The sequence below is a fragment of the Streptomyces sp. NPDC043685 genome (assembly GCF_056436585.1).
Genome location: NZ_JBWKCH010000003.1, coordinates 129704 through 147447 on the forward strand (window position 1 = coordinate 129704; position 17744 = coordinate 147447).

At 71.9% G+C, this 17744-nt stretch carries 22 protein-coding genes; 17 read left to right on the forward strand and 5 right to left on the reverse strand.

Features of this window, described 5'->3' with window-relative positions:
- The first annotated feature begins 101 nt into the window (after positions 1-101).
- Entirely contained in the window at positions 102-1880 is a 1779-nt protein-coding gene (locus AC0665_RS09785) for a CocE/NonD family hydrolase (RefSeq protein ID WP_478704761.1), read from the forward strand.
- A gap of 31 nt (positions 1881-1911) precedes the next feature.
- A complete protein-coding gene (locus AC0665_RS09790; RefSeq protein WP_478609424.1) occupies positions 1912-2472 on the forward strand; it encodes a GNAT family N-acetyltransferase in 561 nt (186 codons plus the stop codon).
- Positions 2473-2486: 14 nt separating this feature from the next.
- On the opposite strand, the gene AC0665_RS09795 is transcribed toward AC0665_RS09790, so the two are convergent.
- A complete protein-coding gene (locus AC0665_RS09795) occupies positions 2487-2834 on the reverse strand; it encodes a VOC family protein (protein ID WP_363122171.1) in 348 nt (115 codons plus the stop codon).
- A gap of 48 nt (positions 2835-2882) precedes the next feature.
- On the opposite strand from AC0665_RS09795, the gene AC0665_RS09800 reads away from it, so the two are divergent.
- Together AC0665_RS09800 and AC0665_RS09805 are read left to right on the forward strand one after the other, a co-directional pair.
- Complete coding sequence (locus AC0665_RS09800; protein WP_478609418.1) at positions 2883-3362, forward strand: phage holin family protein; 480 nt, start codon at positions 2883-2885, stop codon at positions 3360-3362.
- Positions 3363-3368: 6 nt separating this feature from the next.
- The gene (locus AC0665_RS09805; RefSeq protein ID WP_478704762.1) at positions 3369-4400 is read left to right on the forward strand and encodes an SDR family oxidoreductase; all 1032 of its coding nucleotides are present in this window, start codon (positions 3369-3371) and stop codon (positions 4398-4400) included.
- Here the strand turns inward: AC0665_RS09805 and AC0665_RS09810 are convergent.
- Positions 4397-4786, reverse strand: coding sequence for a GatB/YqeY domain-containing protein (locus AC0665_RS09810; protein ID WP_478705028.1), 390 nt, complete (start codon positions 4784-4786; stop codon positions 4397-4399). The two genes, AC0665_RS09805 and AC0665_RS09810, sit on opposite strands and share 4 nt — an antisense overlap.
- A gap of 195 nt (positions 4787-4981) precedes the next feature.
- On the reverse strand, positions 4982-5935 hold the full coding sequence (locus tag AC0665_RS09815; protein WP_366054016.1) for an LLM class F420-dependent oxidoreductase: 954 nt from the start codon (positions 5933-5935) through the stop codon (positions 4982-4984).
- Between the two features lie 170 nt (positions 5936-6105).
- Here AC0665_RS09815 and AC0665_RS09820 point away from each other — a divergent pair, with 170 nt between their 5' ends.
- The 13 genes from AC0665_RS09820 (at position 6106) to AC0665_RS09880 (ending at position 16564) form a co-directional block, all read left to right on the forward strand.
- A complete protein-coding gene (locus tag AC0665_RS09820; protein ID WP_478704763.1) occupies positions 6106-8205 on the forward strand; it encodes an NAD(P)/FAD-dependent oxidoreductase in 2100 nt (699 codons plus the stop codon).
- Positions 8202-10049: a transketolase gene (locus AC0665_RS09825; protein ID WP_478704764.1), complete on the forward strand. Its 1848-nt coding sequence runs from the start codon at positions 8202-8204 to the stop codon at positions 10047-10049. Before AC0665_RS09820 ends, AC0665_RS09825 begins: the two co-directional genes overlap by 4 nt.
- Complete coding sequence (gene ligD, locus AC0665_RS09830) at positions 10046-10996, forward strand: non-homologous end-joining DNA ligase (protein ID WP_478704765.1); 951 nt, start codon at positions 10046-10048, stop codon at positions 10994-10996. Before AC0665_RS09825 ends, ligD begins: the two co-directional genes overlap by 4 nt.
- A 93-nt stretch (positions 10997-11089) precedes the next feature.
- Positions 11090-11458, forward strand: coding sequence for a gas vesicle protein GvpO (locus tag AC0665_RS09835; protein WP_468403602.1), 369 nt, complete (start codon positions 11090-11092; stop codon positions 11456-11458).
- 46 nt (positions 11459-11504) lie between these two features.
- On the forward strand, positions 11505-11930 hold the full coding sequence (locus AC0665_RS09840) for a gas vesicle structural protein GvpA (protein WP_234850331.1): 426 nt from the start codon (positions 11505-11507) through the stop codon (positions 11928-11930).
- Positions 11927-12700, forward strand: a complete 774-nt coding sequence (locus AC0665_RS09845) for a GvpL/GvpF family gas vesicle protein (RefSeq protein ID WP_478704766.1) — start codon at positions 11927-11929, stop codon at positions 12698-12700. Before AC0665_RS09840 ends, AC0665_RS09845 begins: the two co-directional genes overlap by 4 nt.
- Before the next feature lie 4 nt (positions 12701-12704).
- Complete coding sequence (locus AC0665_RS09850) at positions 12705-12968, forward strand: gas vesicle protein GvpG (RefSeq protein WP_478704767.1); 264 nt, start codon at positions 12705-12707, stop codon at positions 12966-12968.
- The gene (locus AC0665_RS09855) at positions 12965-13789 is read left to right on the forward strand and encodes a DNA primase (protein ID WP_478704768.1); all 825 of its coding nucleotides are present in this window, start codon (positions 12965-12967) and stop codon (positions 13787-13789) included. Before AC0665_RS09850 ends, AC0665_RS09855 begins: the two co-directional genes overlap by 4 nt.
- Positions 13786-14973, forward strand: a complete 1188-nt coding sequence (locus AC0665_RS09860; RefSeq protein WP_478609400.1) for an SRPBCC family protein — start codon at positions 13786-13788, stop codon at positions 14971-14973. Before AC0665_RS09855 ends, AC0665_RS09860 begins: the two co-directional genes overlap by 4 nt.
- Entirely contained in the window at positions 14970-15308 is a 339-nt protein-coding gene (locus AC0665_RS09865; RefSeq protein WP_031108661.1) for a gas vesicle protein, read from the forward strand. Before AC0665_RS09860 ends, AC0665_RS09865 begins: the two co-directional genes overlap by 4 nt.
- Positions 15305-16060, forward strand: coding sequence for a GvpL/GvpF family gas vesicle protein (locus AC0665_RS09870; RefSeq protein ID WP_478609397.1), 756 nt, complete (start codon positions 15305-15307; stop codon positions 16058-16060). The genes AC0665_RS09865 and AC0665_RS09870 overlap by 4 nt, the downstream gene beginning before the upstream one ends.
- Before the next feature lie 16 nt (positions 16061-16076).
- Entirely contained in the window at positions 16077-16265 is a 189-nt protein-coding gene (locus AC0665_RS09875) for a gas vesicle protein (protein ID WP_003994122.1), read from the forward strand.
- Between the two features lie 35 nt (positions 16266-16300).
- Positions 16301-16564, forward strand: coding sequence for a gas vesicle protein K (locus AC0665_RS09880; protein ID WP_468633121.1), 264 nt, complete (start codon positions 16301-16303; stop codon positions 16562-16564).
- 74 nt (positions 16565-16638) lie between these two features.
- On the opposite strand, the gene AC0665_RS09885 is transcribed toward AC0665_RS09880, so the two are convergent.
- Together AC0665_RS09885 and AC0665_RS09890 are read right to left on the reverse strand one after the other, a co-directional pair.
- Positions 16639-16809: a hydrophobic protein gene (locus AC0665_RS09885; protein WP_363122702.1), complete on the reverse strand. Its 171-nt coding sequence runs from the start codon at positions 16807-16809 to the stop codon at positions 16639-16641.
- A 41-nt stretch (positions 16810-16850) separates the two neighbouring features.
- The gene (locus AC0665_RS09890) at positions 16851-17672 is read right to left on the reverse strand and encodes a methyltransferase domain-containing protein (protein WP_478704769.1); all 822 of its coding nucleotides are present in this window, start codon (positions 17670-17672) and stop codon (positions 16851-16853) included.
- Between the last annotated feature and the right edge of the window lie 72 nt (positions 17673-17744).

The following is a 17744-nucleotide window of genomic DNA, read 5'->3' on the forward strand; positions in this document are numbered from 1 at the left end:
ACGGCACCTGACACGTGCCACACCATGACAACGGCCGGTACCTACTGGTCGGTATCCGGAGTGTCCCCGACGTCGTGGTCGCCCCCACCGTGGAGGTCCGTGTGTCCCGCCGCGTGCCCAGATCCCGCGCACTCGCTCTCGTTCTGGGCGCCGCCCTGGCCGTGCCCCTCACCCTCACCCCGCCCGCCACGGCGGCCGGCGCCTACACCGTCACACCGCTGAGGTTCACCGTCCAGGCGGGCGGCCGCTCCTGCCCGGTCGACGCCGACCTGTACCGGCCCGTCGGGGTGGACCGCGACCACCCGGCGCCCGCCGTGCTCGGCACGAACGGCTTCGGCGGCAGCAAGTCGGACGGTTCCACGGACACCATCGGCAAGGCCTTCGCCCAGCGCGGCTACGTCTCCCTCGTCTACTCCGGGCTCGGCTTCGGCCGCAGTGGCTGCCTGATCTCCCTCGACGACCCGGACATCGACGGCGCCGCCGCCTCCCGGCTGGTCGACTTCCTGGGCGGCACCCGCGCCGCCGACGACGGCACGACCGCCGACTTCGTCACCCGCGACGCACCGGGCGACCCGCGCGTCGGCATGTTCGGCGGCTCCTACGGCGGCGCCGTCCAGCTCGCCACCGCGGCCGTCGACCACCGCCTCGACGCACTCGTCCCGATGATCACCTGGAACGACCTGGCGTACTCGCTCGCCCCGAACAACGCCGTCGGCGGCAAAAGCGTCCCCGGCGTCTTCAAATGGCAGTGGACCAACGGCTTCTACCTCATCGGCGAGAGCCGTCCGCTGCTCGAACCCAGCCTGGACCCGTCCCGCATCAACTTCCTGGCCTGCCTGCACTTCGTCACCGAGGCCTGCCGGACCGTCCACACCCTCAACTCCGGGAGCTACCCGGCCGGCCCGACCGCCGAACTGCTCGCCTTCGCACGCCGCGTCTCCCCGGTGTCGTACCTGCACCGCGTCGACACCCCGACCCTGCTGGTCCAGGGGCAGGCCGACACCCTGTTCAACCTCAACGAGGCGACGGCGACCTACCGGGCGCTGAAGTCCCAGGGCACACCCGTCAAGATGATCTGGCAGTCCTGGGGCCACAGCGGCGGACTCACCCGGCCGGCCGCCGGTGAACTCGACCTGTCCAAGGGCAACCTGGAGACCAGCTACGTCGGCCTGCGTGTCCTCGCCTGGTTCGACCGGCACCTGCGCGAGCGGGCCCACGCCGACACCGGACCGGCCTTCGCCTACCACCGCGACTGGATCGACGACCCCGAGCGCGCCTACGCCACCGCCGACCACCTCCCCGCCCTCAGCCGCACGCTGTACCTCTCCGGCGACGGCGCCCTCGTCGACCACCCTGGCGAAGTGGCCCGCGGCAGCCGCCGCTACACCAACGCTCTGATCCCCACGAGCCATTCGGAGAGCTCACTGGCGGGTCTCCTCGGACTGCCGGACTCGCCGCCGCGCGACACCGAGGGCACCCACCTCGACTGGACGACCGCACCGCTGAAGCGGCCCCTCGACGTCGTCGGCGCACCCCGGGCCACGCTGAAGGTCGTCTCCCCGAAGGCCGAGCGCACCCAGGACTCCGCCGACGCGGCCGACAAGCTCGTCCTCTTCGCCAAGCTCTACGACATCGCCCCCGACGGCACCCGCACCCTGGTGCGCCGCCTGGTCGCGCCGGTGCGCGTCCCGGACGTCACCCGGAGCTTCACCGTCACCCTGCCCGCCCTCGTGCACCGCTACGAGACAGGGCACCGGCTGCGGTTCGTGATCGCGGCGAGCGACGACGCGTACTTCGGCAACCGCGGGATCAAGCCGGTCACCGTGGCCAGCGGGCCGCGCACCACCGGGACGCTCCGGCTGCCCGTCGCCGGATCCTGAAGGACACCGCGGGCGAGGTTACTGTGGCAGGGTGCCGCACCACGCATCCCGCCACCTCGCCGAGGGCCCACGAGTGGGCATACGCCCCTTCACCCTGGAGGACGGCGCCGAGTTCACCGCCCGCGCCCGGGAGAGCGAGGACCTGCACCACCCGTGGCTCTTCCCGCCCACCACCGCACAGGCCTACACCGCCTACGCGGGCCGGCTGATCGAGGATCCGTCCAAGGCCGGGTTCCTGGTGTGCGACAGGAACGACGGGGCCATCGGCGGGTTCATCAACATCAACAACATCGTCGAGGGCGGCTTCCAGTCCGGCGCGCTCGGCTACGGCGCCTTCCGGCACGCCGCCGGGCGCGGACTGATGCGCGAAGGACTCGACCTCGTCGTGCGCTACGCGTTCGGCCCGATGCGGCTGCACCGGCTGGAGATCAACGTCCAGCCGGGCAACGCCGCGTCGATCGCCCTGGCCCGCCGCTGCGGGTTCCGACGGGAGGGTTTCTCGCCGAAGATGCTCTTCGTCGACGGGGCCTGGCGCGACCACGAACGCTGGGCGCTCACCGCCGAGATGGTCACCCGACCGGGGCAGCGCTGAGCCCACCGCGATGCCTACACGTGGCGGTCCACGTACTCGTAGACCGACCCGTCCGGGTGCAGGGCGATCAGGTTGCGGCCCGCCGGCGAGGCGATCGGGCCCGCCACGATGTGGGCCCCCAGGCCGGTGAGCACCTTGTGGGTCTCCTCGACGTCCGTCACGGCGATCGTCGCGGCGACCTTGCGCAGCACCTCCAGTTCGGCCGGGGGACCGCTCATCAGCAGGAAGCAGCCGACCGCCGCCACCTGGACACCTCCCCGCTCGAAGCGCTGGGCTCTGCCGCCCGCCAGGCGCTCGTAGAAGGGGATCGCGGTCTCGAGGTCGTCGACGCAGACGCGCAGTGTGGCACCCAGAATCTCCATGCGGCTGAGCCTAGTTACGCGCGGGGGCGCGAGGGTACCCGGCCGGGCATGAAGCCGTTGGATCACCTGGAGCATCTGGACAAGCATCTGGTCGACGAGCTGGCACAGGTGGCGCGCGAGACCGTACGGGAGGAGCTGCGCGAGCAGACGCGCAAGCAGCGCCGCAAGGCCGCGCTGTACGCCGCGTCCGGGGCGCTCGCCCTGTACGCGGGCGCGGCCCTCGCACTCGCCGTGGGGCTGGCTCTCGCCCTCGGCCTGCCCGGCTGGGCCGCCGCGCTGATCACCGCCGTGATCCTCGGCGCCCTCGCCTTCGTGCTGCGCGGCATGGCCCGGCCGTCCCGGCCGGGTCCGGGGCACGCGGCCCACGCGGCACCGGGCGGGGACGACGCCCGTCGCACCGCCGCCGGGACGGTCGGCGGCATGCCGTATCCGCCGGTGCCGCCGGCCCCGCCCGGTGGGACGACCGCCCCGGGCGCCGTGCCCCCGCGGCCGGCGGACGCACCGCACGTACCCCAGCGCGGGGTGTGATGCCGGGTGCGCGAGGCAGCGACATCGCATCGGAGCGGGCGGGTGGTCGTGGTGACCGGCGCCAGCGGCGGAGTCGGCCGGGCCACGGTCCGGGCCTTCGCCGCCCGCGGCGACAAGGTCGCCCTGCTCGCCCGCGGGCGTGAGGGACTGGCCGCCGCCGCGGACGAGGTGGAACGCGCCGGCGGCGAGGCGCTCGTCGTCGGTGCGGACGTCTCCGACGCCAAGGCCGTCGACGACGCCGCCCAGCAGGTCGTCGACGCGTTCGGCCACATCGACGTCTGGGTCAACAACGCCTTCACCGGAGTGTTCGCGCCGTTCACGGAGGTCACCCCGGACGAATTCCGGCGCGTGACCGAAGTGACCTACCTGGGCTACGTGTTCGGCACCCGGGCCGCCCTGCGGCATATGCTGCCGCGCGACCGCGGCACCATCGTGCAGGTCGGCTCCGCGCTGGCCTACCGGGGCATCCCGCTGCAGTCCGCGTACTGCGGGGCCAAGCACGCGATCCAGGGGTTCAACGAGTCGCTGCGCTGCGAGCTGCTGCACGCGCGCAGCGGGGTGCACACCACCATGGTGCAGCTGCCGGGCCTCAACACCCCGCAGTTCGACTGGGTGCTGAACCGCATGCCGGGACGGGCACGGCCCGTCGCGCCCGTCTACCAGCCGGAGGTCGCGGCCCGGGCGATCGTGCACGCCGCGTCGCACCCGCGGCGCCGGGAGTACTGGGTGGGCGGCTCCACGGCCGCCACCCTCCTCGCCAACGCGGTCGTGCCCGGGCTGCTCGACCGCTACCTGGCGCGCACCAACGTCGACGCCCAGCAGGAGGACGGCCGTCCCGAGGGGCCGGCGAACCTCTGGGCCCCGGCCGACGGGCCGCACGGGCGGGACTTCGGCGCACACGGCCGCTTCGACGACGAATCCACCGGCACCAGTCCCCAGCAGTGGCTGTCGCGCAACCGCGGCTGGATGGGCGCGGCCCTCACCGCCGGCGCCGGCGCCCTCGCGGCCCGCAAACTGGCCGGTCTGGCCCGCCGCTAGACGGCCGGTGCCGGCAGATCGCCGCCGTCGGCCGCGTGTCCCCCCGCGGCCTCGGTGTCGTCCGCCGTGACGTCCTCGGCACCGTCGAGGAAGCGGAGCAGCACGGCCGCCTCCGCGCGCAGCCGTCCGGCCCGGTCGGCGTGCGCGGGGGAGGTCAACTGCGCGGCCGCCGCCAGTCGTTCGGTGGCCTCGGCCCGCACGATGTCCATCTCGTCCCGCTCGCCGAGTTCCCGGCGCGCGGCTTCGGTGGCTCCGGCACCGACCGGCGACTGCTCGAGTGCGCCGGCCCGGGGCGCGGAATCGTCCGGGGCCACCGCCTCGGCGTTGTCGAGCGCGGCCAGGGCGCTGCGCAGGGCGCTCACGGCGGCCCTGTCCCTGGCCCGCATCGCTTCCGGCAGGGCCTCACGCATGCGAAGACGAACAGACATACGGGCGACCCTAGGTGACTCGGCGCTCTGCCACCTCGTGATTCCGCGAGGAAGAGGAAGGGGGCCGCCGAGGAATTCGCGAGGAAGAGGACACCGCGGAAGAGGAAGAGGACGCCTGAATCGTGGTGCCTTCTCCCCTGCGGCCCGGGCGGATCACTGAAGCTGCGGCAGCACCTTCGTGCGGTAGAAGTCGAAGAAGCCGCGCAGGTCCGGGCCGATCTGGTTCACGTACACCCGGTCGAAGCCCGCGTCGGCGAACTGCCTCAGCTCCGCCACATGCTCGTCCACCACGTCCCCGCAGACCCGGTTCTCACGCACCATGTCCTCGGTGACGAGCTGCTGCGCCTGCTCGAAGTGCTTGGGGGAGGGCAGCACCTGGGCCAGCTCGCCCGGCAGCTGCTCGTTGGCCCAGAGCCGGTGGACGGTCCGCACGGCCTCGTCCTTGTCGGTGCCGTAGCAGACCTTGGTGCCGCCGCTGACCAGCTTTCCGCCGCCTCCGCCCTTGCGGTACTGCTCGACCATCGTCTCGTCGGGCACGACGGTGATGTAGCCGTCGCCGACGCGGGAGGCGAGCTGCGTCGCCGCCGGGCCGAAGCCGGAGATGTCGATCGGGATCGGCTCGTCCGGGACCGTGTACAGGCGGGCGTTCTCCACGGTGTAGTGCGGGCCGTGGTGGTTGACCTCCTCACCCGTGAACAGCCGGCGCATCACCTGGATGGCCTCCTCCAGCATGTCCAGGCGGACGTGGGCCGGGGGCCAGTGATCACCCAGGATGTGCTCGTTGAGCGCCTCGCCCGAGCCGACACCGAGGCGGAAACGGTTGTTCGTCATCACCGCGCTGGTCGCCGCCGCCTGTGCCACCACCGCCGGGTGCATCCGCACGGTCGGGCAGGTCACCGCCGTCTCGATCGGCAGGGACACCGCCTCCGACAGCGCGCCGATCACCGACCACACGAACGGGCTCTGACCCTGCTCGTCGTTCCACGGGTGGTAATGGTCCGAGATCCACAGCGCCTGGAATCCGGCCTGCTCGGCCATCCGCGCCTGCTCGATCAGCTCGGCGGGTCCGTACTGCTCGCACGAGAGGAAGTAACCGTACTCGGGCATGGGGGAGTGCCTCCGCGACGTCGGCGGTCCGTATCCCGCACCGGGTACCCGGCGGCGGGGCCGGAAACCGGCGGTGTGCCGGACGGGCGGGCGGCGCCGACGTTTGGGTGTCCAGGCCAAGGGGACGCGGAAGGTTCCCGAGCCACCGACAGTGCCGGAGGCGAGCGACCGTGAGTCGACCCCGCATCGTGATCATCGGTGCCGGCTTCGCCGGGTACCGCACGGCCCGCACCCTGTCCCGGCTCACCCGGGGGCGGGCCCACATCACCGTGCTGAACCCGACCGACTACTTCCTGTACCTGCCCCTGCTGCCCCAGGTCGCCGCCGGCATCCTGGAGCCGCGCCGGGTCACGGTCTCCCTCTCGCACTCGCTGCCGGACGTACGACTGGTGCTCGGCGAGGCCGAGCGCATCGACCTCGACGACCGCACCCTGCGCTACACGGGTCCCGAGGGCGAGGAAGGCACGCTCTCCTACGACCGGCTGGTGCTCGCCGCCGGCAGCGTCAACAAGCTGCTGCCCATCCCGGGCGTCGCCGAGCACGCGCACGGTTTCCGCGGGCTGCCCGAGGCGCTGTACCTGCGCGATCACGTCACCCGGCAGGTGGAGCTGGCGGCCGCCACTGACGACGCCGCGACGTGTGCCGCGCGGTGCACCTTCGTCGTGGTCGGGGCGGGATACACCGGCACCGAGGTCGCCGCGCACGGGCAGATGTTCACCGACGCGCAGGTCCGCAAGCACCCGCTGCGGCAGGGCATGCGGCCGCGCTGGATGCTGCTCGACGTGGCGCCGCGAGTGCTGCCCGAGATGGACGAGAAGCTCTCCGCCACCGCCGGCCGGGTGCTGCGGCAGCGGGGTGTGGACGTGCGCATGGGGACCTCCGTGCGGGAGGCCACCCCTGAGGGTGTCGTGCTGACCGACGGCGAGTTCGTCGCGACCCGGACGCTGGTGTGGTGCGTGGGCGTCCGCCCCGATCCGCTGGTGGAGTCCCTCGGGCTGCCCATGGAGCGGGGCCGGCTGCTCGTCGATCCGCATCTGCAGGTGCCGGGCCGGGCGGAGCTGTTCGCCTGCGGCGACGTGGCCGCGGTACCCGATCTGGAGAACCCGGGCAGCTACACGCCGATGACCGCGCAGCACGCCTGGCGGCACGGCAAGGTCGCGGCGGAGAACGTCGCCGCCTCGCTCGGCCTCGGCGGTGCGCGCAAGCCGTACCGCCACCGCGACCTGGGCTTCGTCGTCGACCTGGGCGGGGCGAAGGCCGCCGCCAACCCGCTCGGCGTGCCCCTCTCCGGTGTTCCGGCGGGCGCCGTGACGCGGGGCTACCACCTCGCCGCGATGCCCGGGAACCGGGTCCGGGTGGCGGCCGACTGGCTGCTGGACGCCGTACTGCCGCGCCAGGCCGTGCAGTTGGGGCTCGTGCGGTCCTGGTCGGTGCCGTTGGACACGGCCTCGCCCGAGGTGGCCCGGGTGCCGGGCGGGCCCGGGCGACGGCAGGAGGAGAGCGCCCGTTCGGGCCCGGGCGCGGCGCTCGCCGCCGACACGGAGGACGGGGGCTCCGGCACCCCCGGCGAGCCCGCGAAGGGGCAGCCCGGGTCCGGGGCGACGCCGGTACGGCCCGGATCCGGAGCCGTGGAGCTCCGGTCCGAGTCCGAAACGGCCAAGGGCCGCCCGGCCCCGGGCGGACCCCGCACCGGGCACGCGCAGTGGCGTACGGAGGCGGACACCCCGAAAGGCCGCCCGGCCCCACCCACGCCCACACCCACCTCCGCCGAACCGGCCGGAAACCGCCGGGGCGGCGAGCCTGCCGGGAATCAGCGCGGCGCTGAACCGGCCCCGAGCCAGCCCGGCGCTGAACCGGCCCGGAACCAGCCGGGTGGCGAGCCCGCCAAGAGCCAGCCGGGCGGTGAGCCCGCCAGGAACCAGTCCGGCGCTGAACCGGCCCGGAACCAGCCGGGTGGCGAGCCCGCCAAGAGGCAGCCCGGCGGTGAGTCTGCCAAGAACCAGCCGCGCGGTGAGCCCGCAAGGAGCCAGCCGGGTGGCGCGCCCGCCAGGAACCAGCCGCGCGGTGAGCCCGCCAGGAGCCAGCCGGGTGGTGAGCCCGCCAGGAACCAGCCCGGCGGTGAGCCCGCCAAGAATCAACCCGGTGGAGAGCCCGCCGGGAATCGGCCCGCGGCCGGGCCTTCGCCCGGCGGGTCGGCCGCGGGGCACCCGGCCCCCGGCCCCGTCAAACGAACCGACGCCCCGGACGACTCCGCGAAAGGAGACTCATGATCACCGGTGAACTCACCGACCTCGGACAGCAGCTGCGGGTGGACAGTGTCCGCGCCGCCGCCGCGGCGGGTTCCGGGCACCCGACGTCCTCGATGTCCGCCGCCGACCTGATGGCCGTCCTGTTCGCACACCATCTCCGCTACGACTTCGATCGCCCCGCCCACCCCGGCAACGACCGCTTCGTCCTGTCCAAGGGCCACGCCTCGCCGCTGCTGTACGCCGCGTACAAGGCGGCCGGCGCCATCGACGACGAAGAGCTGCTCACCTTCCGCAAGCTGGGCAGCCGCCTCGAAGGACACCCCACCCCGCAGCGCCTGCCGTGGGTCGAGACGGCCACCGGCTCGCTCGGCCAGGGCCTGCCCGTCGGGGTCGGCATCGCGCTGGCCGGCAAGCGGCTCGACCGCGCCGACTACCGCACCTGGGTGCTGTGCGGCGACAGCGAGCTGGCCGAGGGATCCGTCTGGGAGGCCGCCGAGCACGCCGGGTACGAGCACCTGGACAACCTCACCGTGATCGTCGACGTCAACCGGCTCGGCCAGCGCGGCCCCACCCGGCACGGCCACGACCTGGACGCCTACGCCCGCCGCTTCCAGGCATTCGGCTGGCACACCGTCGAGGTCGACGGCCACGACGTGGACGCCCTCGACCGCGCCTACGGGGAGGCCGCGTCCACCAAGGGCCAGCCCACCGCGATCCTCGCCCGCACCCTCAAGGGCAAGGGCGTCGAGGGCGTCCAGGACCGCGAGGGCCTGCACGGCAAGCCGCTTCCGGAGGCCGAGGAGGCCATCACCGAGCTGGGCGGCCCGCGCGACATCCGCGTCCAGGTGCGCGAACCGGCCGCCGCCCGCATGCTGCACTCCGTCCACACCGGTGCCTTCGAACTCCCCACCTGGGACAAGGGCGAGGAGGTCGCCACCCGCAACGCCTTCGGCGAGGCGCTCGCCGCCCTCGGCACCGGCCGCGGCGACATCGTCGCCCTGGACGGCGAGGTCGGCGACTCCACCCGCGCCGAGTTCTTCGCCAAGGAGCACCCCGAGCGCTACTTCGAGTGCTACATCGCCGAGCAGCAGCTGGTCGCCTCGGCGGTCGGGCTGGCGGCCCGCGGCTGGGTGCCGTACGCCACCACGTTCGCGGCCTTCCTGACCCGGGCGTACGACTTCATCCGCATGGCGTCCATCAGCGGCTCCGGCGTCAATCTCGTCGGCTCCCACGCGGGTGTCGCCATCGGCCAGGACGGGCCCAGCCAGATGGGCCTGGAGGACCTGGCGATGATGCGGGCCGTGCACGGCTCGACCGTGCTGTACCCGTGCGACGCCAACCAGACCGCCCGGCTCGTCTCCGCGATGGCCGGCCTGGAGGGCGTCCGCTACCTGCGCACCTCGCGTGGCGAGAGCCCGGTGATCTACGGCCCCGACGAGGAGTTCCCGGTGGGCGGCAGCAAGGTGCTGCGCTCCTCCGGCAGCGACCGGCTCACCCTCGTCGCGGCGGGCGTCACCGTGCACGAGGTGCTGGCCGCCGCCGAGGCGCTGGAGCAGGAGGACATCCCGGTGCGGGTGATCGACCTGTACTCCGTGAAGCCCGTCGACCGGGCCACGCTGCGCCGCGCCGCCGAGGAGACCGGCTGCCTGGTGACCGTGGAGGACCACCACCCCGAGGGCGGCATCGGGGACGCGGTCCTCGACGCCTTCACCGACGGACGCCCCGTACCGCGCCTGGTGCGGCTCGGCGTCCGCACGATGCCGGGCTCGGCCTCCCCGGAGGAGCAGCTGCGGGCCTCGGGCATCGACGCGGAGTCCATCGCGGCGGCCGGACGGCTGCTTGTGGAGGAGGCGGTCGTGCGGTGAGCGGCGCCGACGGCACGCGCAGGGTGCGGGCGGGCCGCCGCACGGTGGAGGTGCACCGGCCGGACAAGGTGCTCTTCCCCGGCGGCGGCGACGCCAAGGAGTACACCAAGGGCGACCTGGTGGACTACCACCGGGCCGTCGCGCCCTTCATGCTGCCGCACCTGCGCGGCCGCCCGCTGATGCTGGAACGGCACCCGGACGGCATCGACGGGCCCACATTCATGCAGAAGAACACCCCGGCCCACTACCCGGACTGGATCACCCGCGTCGAGCTGGCCAAGGAGGGCGGCACGGTCTGCCACACCGTGTGCGACGACACCGCCACCCTCCTCTATCTGGCCGACCAGGCGAGCATCACCCTGCACCGCTGGCTGTCGCGCGCCGACGCCGTGGATCACCCCGACCGGCTGATCTTCGACCTCGACCCTTCCCCCGTGCCCGGAGGGACCCCCAGGGACGAATTCGAGGCCGTGCGCGAGGCCGCCCGGCTGCTCGGGGAGCTGCTCGACGAGCTGGAACTGCCCTCGGCGCTGATGACCACCGGCTCGCGCGGACTGCACGTGATCGTGCCGCTGAACGGCCGGCACGACTTCGAGGAGGTGCGCGCCTTCGCCCGGGACGTCGCCGACGTGCTCGCCGCCGGCCACCCCGACCGGCTCACCACCGCCGCCCGCAAGAAGGAACGCGGGGAGCGGCTCTACCTCGACATCCAGCGCAACGCCTACGCACAGACCGCCGTCGCGCCCTACACGGTCCGATCCCGCCCGGGCGCGCCGGTGGCCACCCCCATCACCTGGGACCAGCTGGACGACCCGGAGCTGCACGCCCGCCGCTGGACCGTCGCCGACGCCGTCGAGCAGGCGCGCACCAACCCCTGGTCAGGCCTGCTCAACCGGGGCCGGGCGCTGGGCCCCGCCAGGCGGCGGCTGAACGCCCTGCGCGGCTGAACCGCCCCTGCCTCAAGTCCGGCGGGTGGCAGATGCATGGGTCCGCAGAGGTTTGGCGAACACGCTTGCGGCCACACGGAGGGGGAGGTGGCCATGTCGAACACAAACAACACGCAAGAGTCACAGAGTTCACAGAAGTCACAGGACTCTCAGAATTCGAGCAAAACGAACGACAACCGAGCGGCCCGGAAGCGGCCGAGCCCGATGGAGGTGCTGCGCCAGGCGCGCGGCCAGCTCGCGGAACTCACCGGCATGGAAGCCGAGTCCGTGTCGTCCTTCGAGCAGACGGAGGAGGGCTGGGCGCTGGAGGTCGAGGTCCTCGAACTCGAGCGCGTGCCCGACACGATGAGCCTGATGGCGAGCTACCAGGTCGAGCTCGACCCCGAAGGGCAGCTGACGGGTTACCGGCGCGTCCGACGCTATGAACGCGGTCGATCCGACGCGCGCAGGGGCGGCCACTGAGCCCCCTGACCGGACCCGCACCCACACACGAGGAGGAACACCCGGCATGACAGTCGTTCCGGCACAGCAGTCCGGCGGCGGAGGCGGCAGCAGCGGTCTCTACGACGTGCTCGAACTGGTTCTGGACAGGGGGCTCGTGATCGACGCGTTCGTCCGTGTCTCCCTGGTCGGCATCGAGATCCTCAAGATCGACGTCCGCGTCGTCGTGGCCAGCGTCGACACCTATCTGCGCTTCGCCGAGGCGTGCAACCGCCTCGACCTGGAGGCCGGCCCGCGCAAGGACCCGGGCCTGCCCGACCTGGTCGGGGAGATGACCGAGTCCGGCGCCCGCGGCAAGTCCAAGGGGGCCCTCTCCGGCGCCGCCGAGACCATCTCCGACGCCTTCAAGCAGGCGCGGAGCGAGGGCGAGACCGAGTCGCGTCCGCGAGCCCGCAAGAGCACGTCGTCGCGCCGTAAGGAGGAGCAGGAGTGAGCACGTACGTCTACGGCATCGCCGCCGGTTCGCACCCCGGGCTGCCCGAGGGCATGAGTGGCGTCGGCGATCCGCCCCACCCGGTGCGCATCCTGCGCGAAGGTGACCTCGCGGCGATCGTCAGTGAGGCGCCCGACGGGCTGCGGCCCAAGAGGAAGGAACTGCTCGCCCACCAGAACGTGCTCAGCGAGGCCGGTGCGGCCGGCTGCGTGCTGCCCATGCGCTTCGGCAGTGTCGCTCCGGACGACACCTCCATCACCACGGTGCTCGCCGAGCGCGCCGAGCATTACCAGGAGCGGCTGCGGGCGCTGGACAACCGGGTCGAGTACAACGTCAAGGCCAACCACGTCGAGGAGGCCGTCCTGCACCAGGTGATGGCCGAGAGCCCCGACATCCGCGCACTCGCGGAGGCCAACCGACAGGCCGGCGGCGGCAGTTACGACGACAAGATCCGGCTCGGCGAGATGGTCGCCGCCGCGGTGAAGGCCAAGGAGGCCGACGACGGCGCCGCGGTGCAGCGCGCCCTGGAAGGGGCCGCCGACGACACGAGCGTGGGCCCCGAGTCCACGGGCTGGCTGGCCAACGTGTCGTTCCTGGTGGACCGGGACTCGGCCGAGTCGTTCCTGGCCGCGGTCGAACAGGTCCGCAAGGACATGCCGCACCTGGAGGTGCGGGTCAACGGTCCGCTCCCGCCGTACAGCTTCGTCGAGCCCGGCCCCGCCGAGCCCGCGGGCAAGGTGGCGAGCGGCACGGACGCCGGAGCGGGGTGACGACGTGGGCTTGATCTCCGAGGTGCTGCTGCTGCCGTTCGCACCGGTACGCGGCAGCGCCTGGGCCGTCAAACAGGTAGTCCAGGAGGCCGAGCGGATCTACTACGACCCCGCCACCATACGGGCCGAGCTGGCTCGCCTCGAGGAACAGATGGAGGCCGGAGAGATCACCGAGGAGGAGTTCGACCGTCTTGAGGACGACCTCCTCGACCGGTTGGAGACCGCTTCGCGCGGGAGCGCGGGAACAGGCAACGGGACAACACCATGAACCGAGTGGGACTGGGCCTCGCCGTGGGGGCCGGATACCTCCTGGGACGGACCAAGAAACTGAAGATGGCGGTGGCCGTCGGTGGCCTGGTCGCCGGGAAGAAGCTGAATCTGAGCCCGCGCATGGTCGGGGATCTGCTTCAGCAGCAGCTGCGGAACAACCCGCAGTTCAAGGAGATCGGGGACCAGCTGCGCGAGGATCTGCGTGGTGTCGGGAAAGCGGCCTCCGGTGCCATGGTCGAGCGGCAGATCGACGCCCTCGCCGACCGGCTGCACGGCCGTACCGCCCAGGTACGTGACCAGCTGACGGGCGTGGTGCCCGGCAAGAGCCGGGACGGCGAGGAGGACGACGAGGACGCCGAGCCCGAGGACGAGGCGGCCGAGGAAGAGCCCGAGTCCGAGGAAGAGACCGAGGAAGAGCCCGAGGCCGAAGCCGAGGACGAAGAGGGCGAGGACGAAGAGCCCGAGGCCGAAGCCGAGGACGAAGAGGGCGAGGACGAAGAGCCCGAGGCCGACGCCGAGGACGAGGACGAAGAGGCCGAGGACGAGGAACAGGAGGACGACGAGTCCGGCGACTCCGCCTCGCAGCAGGACGAGGAATCCGAGCCGGCCGCGAAGAAGGCCCCCGCCAAGAGGGCCCCCGCGAAGAAGACGGCCAAGAAGGCCCCCGCCAAGAAGACCGCCAAGAAGGCCCCGGCGAAGAAGACCGCAGCGGGCCGCAAGACGGCGGCGAAGAAGACCACGGCCGCCAAGAAGGCGACCTCCGGGAGCAGAGGCGGCAGTGCCCGCTCCCGACTGCCGAAGGGAGGCGGTGAGGGATGAGCGAGACACTCGGCTCGGCGAAGTCCGCCGCCGACGGAGCGGCGAAGAACCCGCTCACCGACCTGGCCCACAGCGAGGCCGCGGACCGGCTCAAGGCCGAAGTGCAGGAGTATCTGGCCGCCCAGGCCACCCGCATGCTGACCGGCGTCGGCCGCAAGCTCGGCGAGACCACCGGCAAGCTGAACGACATAGCCGAAGGCAACAGCCCCGGTTTCGCCAAGCTCGCCCTCGACGGCGGCCGCAAGATCGCCGAGGGCAAGGGCCCGTTGCGCTCCGCACTGGAGGTCGGCGGTTCCAGCCTCAAGGACAAGGTCACAGGCGCCTTCAAGAACCTGGGCGGTGGCGGCAAGGGCAAGAAGGGCAAGGGCCGTTCCGGCAACAAGCCCACCGTCATCATCGAGCACATCGACGTGGGCGTGCCGCTGCGCACCGCCTACGACCAGTGGACGAAGTACCAGGACTTCAGCACCTTCGCCAAGGGTGTCAAGAGCGCGAGCCGCGACGACGACACCCACTCCGACTGGCAGGCGAAGATCTGGTGGTCCAACCGCAGTTGGAAGGCGAAGACCACCGAGCAGGTTCCCGACGACCGCATCGCCTGGACCTCGGAGGGTGCCAAGGGCACCACGAAGGGCGTCGTCTCCTTCCACCGGCTCACCGACAACCTGACCCGGGTCCTGCTGGTCATCGAGTACTACCCCTCCGGGTTCTTCGAGAAGACCGGCAACATCTGGCGCGCCCAGGGCCGGCGGGCCCGGCTCGACCTCAAGAACTTCGTCCGCTTCATCACCATCAAGGGCGAGGCGGAGGACGGCTGGCGCGGTGAGATCCGCGACGGCGAGGTCGTGCAGAGCCACGAGGACGCGCTCGCCGAGGAGGAATCCGAGGAGGAATCCGAGGAGGAGTCCGGCCAGGAGGGCTCCGAGGACGAGGACTCCGAGGACGCCGAGGCCGAGTACGACGAGGACGAGGAGCAGCCGGAGGGCGAAGAGGAGCCCGAGGGCGAGTACGACGAGGACTCCGAGGCCGAGTACGACGAGGACGAGGAAGAGCCCGGGGACGAGAAGGAATCCGAGGCCGAGTACGACGAGGAGGAAGAGCCCGAGGAGGAGGAAGAGCCCGAGGGTGAGTACGAGGAGGACGAGGACGAGGACCAGGAAGTCGAGGCAGGGAGCCGGCGATGACGACGCCCAGCAGGATGCCCGAACCCTACGGTCAGGGAAGCGGTGCCAACCTCGCCGACATCCTTGAACGGGTGCTGGACAAGGGCATCGTCATCGCGGGCGACATCCGGATCAACCTGCTCGACATCGAACTCCTCACGATCAAACTGCGGTTGATCGTCGCCTCGGTGGACAAGGCGAAGGAGATGGGCATCGACTGGTGGGAGACCGACCCGGCCCTGAGCTCACGGGCCCGCCGTGACGAACTGACCCGGGAGAACGCCGAGTTGCGCGAGAGGCTGGCCCGGCTGGAGGAACTGGAGCCCGGCCGCGCGGAGAAGAAGGAGGCACCGTGACCGGACTGCGGTACGTCTACGCCGTCTGCCGCCCCTTCGGTACCCCGCTCCAGGCCCAGTTGACGGGTGTGGCGGGTGACCCGCCCAGGGCACTGGCTCACCACGGCCTGGTGGCCGTGGTGAGCCACGTGCCGGAGCGGGACTTCGCCGAGGAGCCGCTCCGCGCCCATCTGGAGGACCTGGACTGGCTCACCGAGACCGCCCGCGCCCACCAGGGCGTCATCGACGCGCTCACCACCGTCACGACCCCGCTGCCGCTGCGGCTGGGCACCGTCTTCCACGACGACAGCGGCGTGCGGACGATGATCGAGGCCCGTGAGGAGGACTTCCGGCGCACCCTCGACCGGCTGGAGGGCAGGGTCGAGTGGGGCGTGAAGGTGTACGCCGAGCCCGAAGCCCAGGAGAGCGCCCGGCCCGCGCAGAAGCCCGCGTCGGGCCGGGACTACCTGCGGCAGCGGCGCATGCAGTCCCGCTCCCAGGAGGAGATGTGGCAGAAGGCCGAGGCCTTCTCCACGCAATTGCACGAGGAGCTTTCCGCTTTCGCCGAGGATTCCCGGCTGCACCCCCCGCAGAATCCCGCGCTCTCCAAGGCGACCGGACGGAACGTGCTGAACGCCGCCTATCTCGTGCCGCGTGCGCATTCCGAGGAGTTCGTGGAACTGGTGGACCGCACGAAGGGTGAGGTTCCCGGAATGCGCATCGAACTCACCGGCCCCTGGGCGGCCTATTCCTTCGCCGGGGAGACCACATGAACGACGGAGACAAGACGTGACCGTAGTGGAACGCCGTGAGGTCGCCCTCGTGGACCTGCTCGACCGGCTGCTGGCCGGCGGCGTCGTGATCACGGGGGACATCACACTGCGCATCGCCGACGTCGACCTCGTCCGTATCGATCTCAACGCGCTGATCAGCTCGGTGAACGCCCAGGTGCCCTCACCGTTCGAGGAGTTGCTGTGACCACCCCCGACCAGCCCCGGCCGCGTTCCCGCCGGATGGAACTGGAGCCCGACACGGTCGAGCGCGACCTGGTCAAACTCGTGCTGACGGTGGTGGAGCTGCTGCGCCAGCTCATGGAGCGCCAGGCGGTGCGCCGGTTCGACGTGGGTGATCTCAGCGAGGAGCAGGAGGAGCGCATCGGGCTGACCCTCATGCTGCTCGACGAGCGGATGACGGAACTGCGCGACCGCTACGGCCTGCGGCCCGAGGACCTCAACCTGGACCTCGGGCCGCTCGGACCGCTGCTTCCGCGGGACTGACAGGCGGACGGAACACGCGACGAGACACGCGCGTCCCCGGCCCTGACCTCAGGACCGGGGACGCGCGTCCGCATTCACCACCTGTACCAGCGACCCCGGCCGCCGGATGCCGAGGTGCCACGGACAAGGAATCCCAACAGCCACACGACGAGAACCGCGAGTGCGATCCACCAGAGAATCTTCACTGCGAATCCGGCGCCGAAAAGAATCAAGGCCAGAAGCAGCACAAGCAGGATGGGAACCATAATCGAACCTCCTGCTTCCAGAGTGTCCCGGAATCGGCGTTTCAGGCTTCCTTGCGGCAGAGGATCTCTCCGTGCAGGACGCTGAACCACCCGTCCTCCCGGGTACTCCACTCCCGCCAGGCCCTGGCCACGTCCCGCAGTCCCGCCTCGTCGGTGTGTCCGCCCTCGCGGGCCCGGTCGGCATAGGCCGACGCCAGGGTGCGGTCGGCCCACAGTCCGCTCCACCAGGCCCGCTCTTCGGCCGTGGCGAAGGTCCAGGTGCCGGAGGTCGCCGTGATGTCGGTGAACCCGGCCCGCAGGGCCCAGGACCTCAGCCGGCGCCCGGCGTCCGGTTCACCGCCGTTGGCCCGGGCGACCCGACGGTACAGATCCAGCCAGGTGTCGAGCCCCTCGGACGCCGGATACCAGGTCATGGCCTCGTAGTCGGCGTCCCGTACGGCGACGAGGCCGCCGGGCCGGACGACCCGTCGCATCTCGCGCAGCGCCCGCACCGGGTCGCCCACGTGCTGGAGCACCTGGTGGGCGTGGACCACGCAGAAGGTGTCGTCCGGGTAGTCCAGGGCGTGGACGTCGGCGACCGCGAAGTCGACGTTGTCCCGTCCCTGTGCGGCCGCCGTGGCACGTGCCTGCTCCAGGATCTCCGGCACCCGGTCGACGCCGGTGACCCGCCCGTCCGGCACGAGCCCGGCCAGGTCGGCGGTGATCGTCCCAGGGCCGCAGCCGATGTCCAGGATCCTCATGTGGGGCTCGAGCGAAGGCAGCAGGTAGGCGGCGGAGTTGGCGGCGGTCCGCCAGGTGTGCGAACGCAGCACGGACTCGTGGTGCCCGTGGGTGTAGACGGCGGTCTCCCGGGGTTCCGGCATGGCGGATCCCACCCCTTCCGGTCGGGTCGGCGTGAGATCACGGTACGCAGTCCGCCCGTATGATGAGACCCC

What these genes read in the sequence shown, in the direction of transcription:
- AC0665_RS09860 (WP_478609400.1), top strand. Translation starts at nt 13,786, where the DNA reads ATGAGCGAGACACTCGGCTCGGCGAAGTCCGCCGCCGACGGAGCGGCG.
- AC0665_RS09800 (WP_478609418.1), top strand. Translation starts at nt 2,883, where the DNA reads ATGAAGCCGTTGGATCACCTGGAGCATCTGGACAAGCATCTGGTCGAC.
- AC0665_RS09835 (WP_468403602.1), top strand. Translation starts at nt 11,090, where the DNA reads ATGTCGAACACAAACAACACGCAAGAGTCACAGAGTTCACAGAAGTCA.
- AC0665_RS09865 (WP_031108661.1), top strand. Translation starts at nt 14,970, where the DNA reads ATGACGACGCCCAGCAGGATGCCCGAACCCTACGGTCAGGGAAGCGGT.
- AC0665_RS09810 (WP_478705028.1), bottom strand. Translation starts at nt 4,786, where the DNA reads ATGCGGGCCAGGGACAGGGCCGCCGTGAGCGCCCTGCGCAGCGCCCTG.
- AC0665_RS09885 (WP_363122702.1), bottom strand. Translation starts at nt 16,809, where the DNA reads ATGGTTCCCATCCTGCTTGTGCTGCTTCTGGCCTTGATTCTTTTCGGC.
- AC0665_RS09880 (WP_468633121.1), top strand. Translation starts at nt 16,301, where the DNA reads ATGGAACTGGAGCCCGACACGGTCGAGCGCGACCTGGTCAAACTCGTG.
- AC0665_RS09815 (WP_366054016.1), bottom strand. Translation starts at nt 5,935, where the DNA reads ATGCCCGAGTACGGTTACTTCCTCTCGTGCGAGCAGTACGGACCCGCC.
- AC0665_RS09825 (WP_478704764.1), top strand. Translation starts at nt 8,202, where the DNA reads ATGATCACCGGTGAACTCACCGACCTCGGACAGCAGCTGCGGGTGGAC.
- AC0665_RS09840 (WP_234850331.1), top strand. Translation starts at nt 11,505, where the DNA reads ATGACAGTCGTTCCGGCACAGCAGTCCGGCGGCGGAGGCGGCAGCAGC.
- AC0665_RS09890 (WP_478704769.1), bottom strand. Translation starts at nt 17,672, where the DNA reads ATGCCGGAACCCCGGGAGACCGCCGTCTACACCCACGGGCACCACGAG.
- AC0665_RS09855 (WP_478704768.1), top strand. Translation starts at nt 12,965, where the DNA reads ATGAACCGAGTGGGACTGGGCCTCGCCGTGGGGGCCGGATACCTCCTG.
- AC0665_RS09795 (WP_363122171.1), bottom strand. Translation starts at nt 2,834, where the DNA reads ATGGAGATTCTGGGTGCCACACTGCGCGTCTGCGTCGACGACCTCGAG.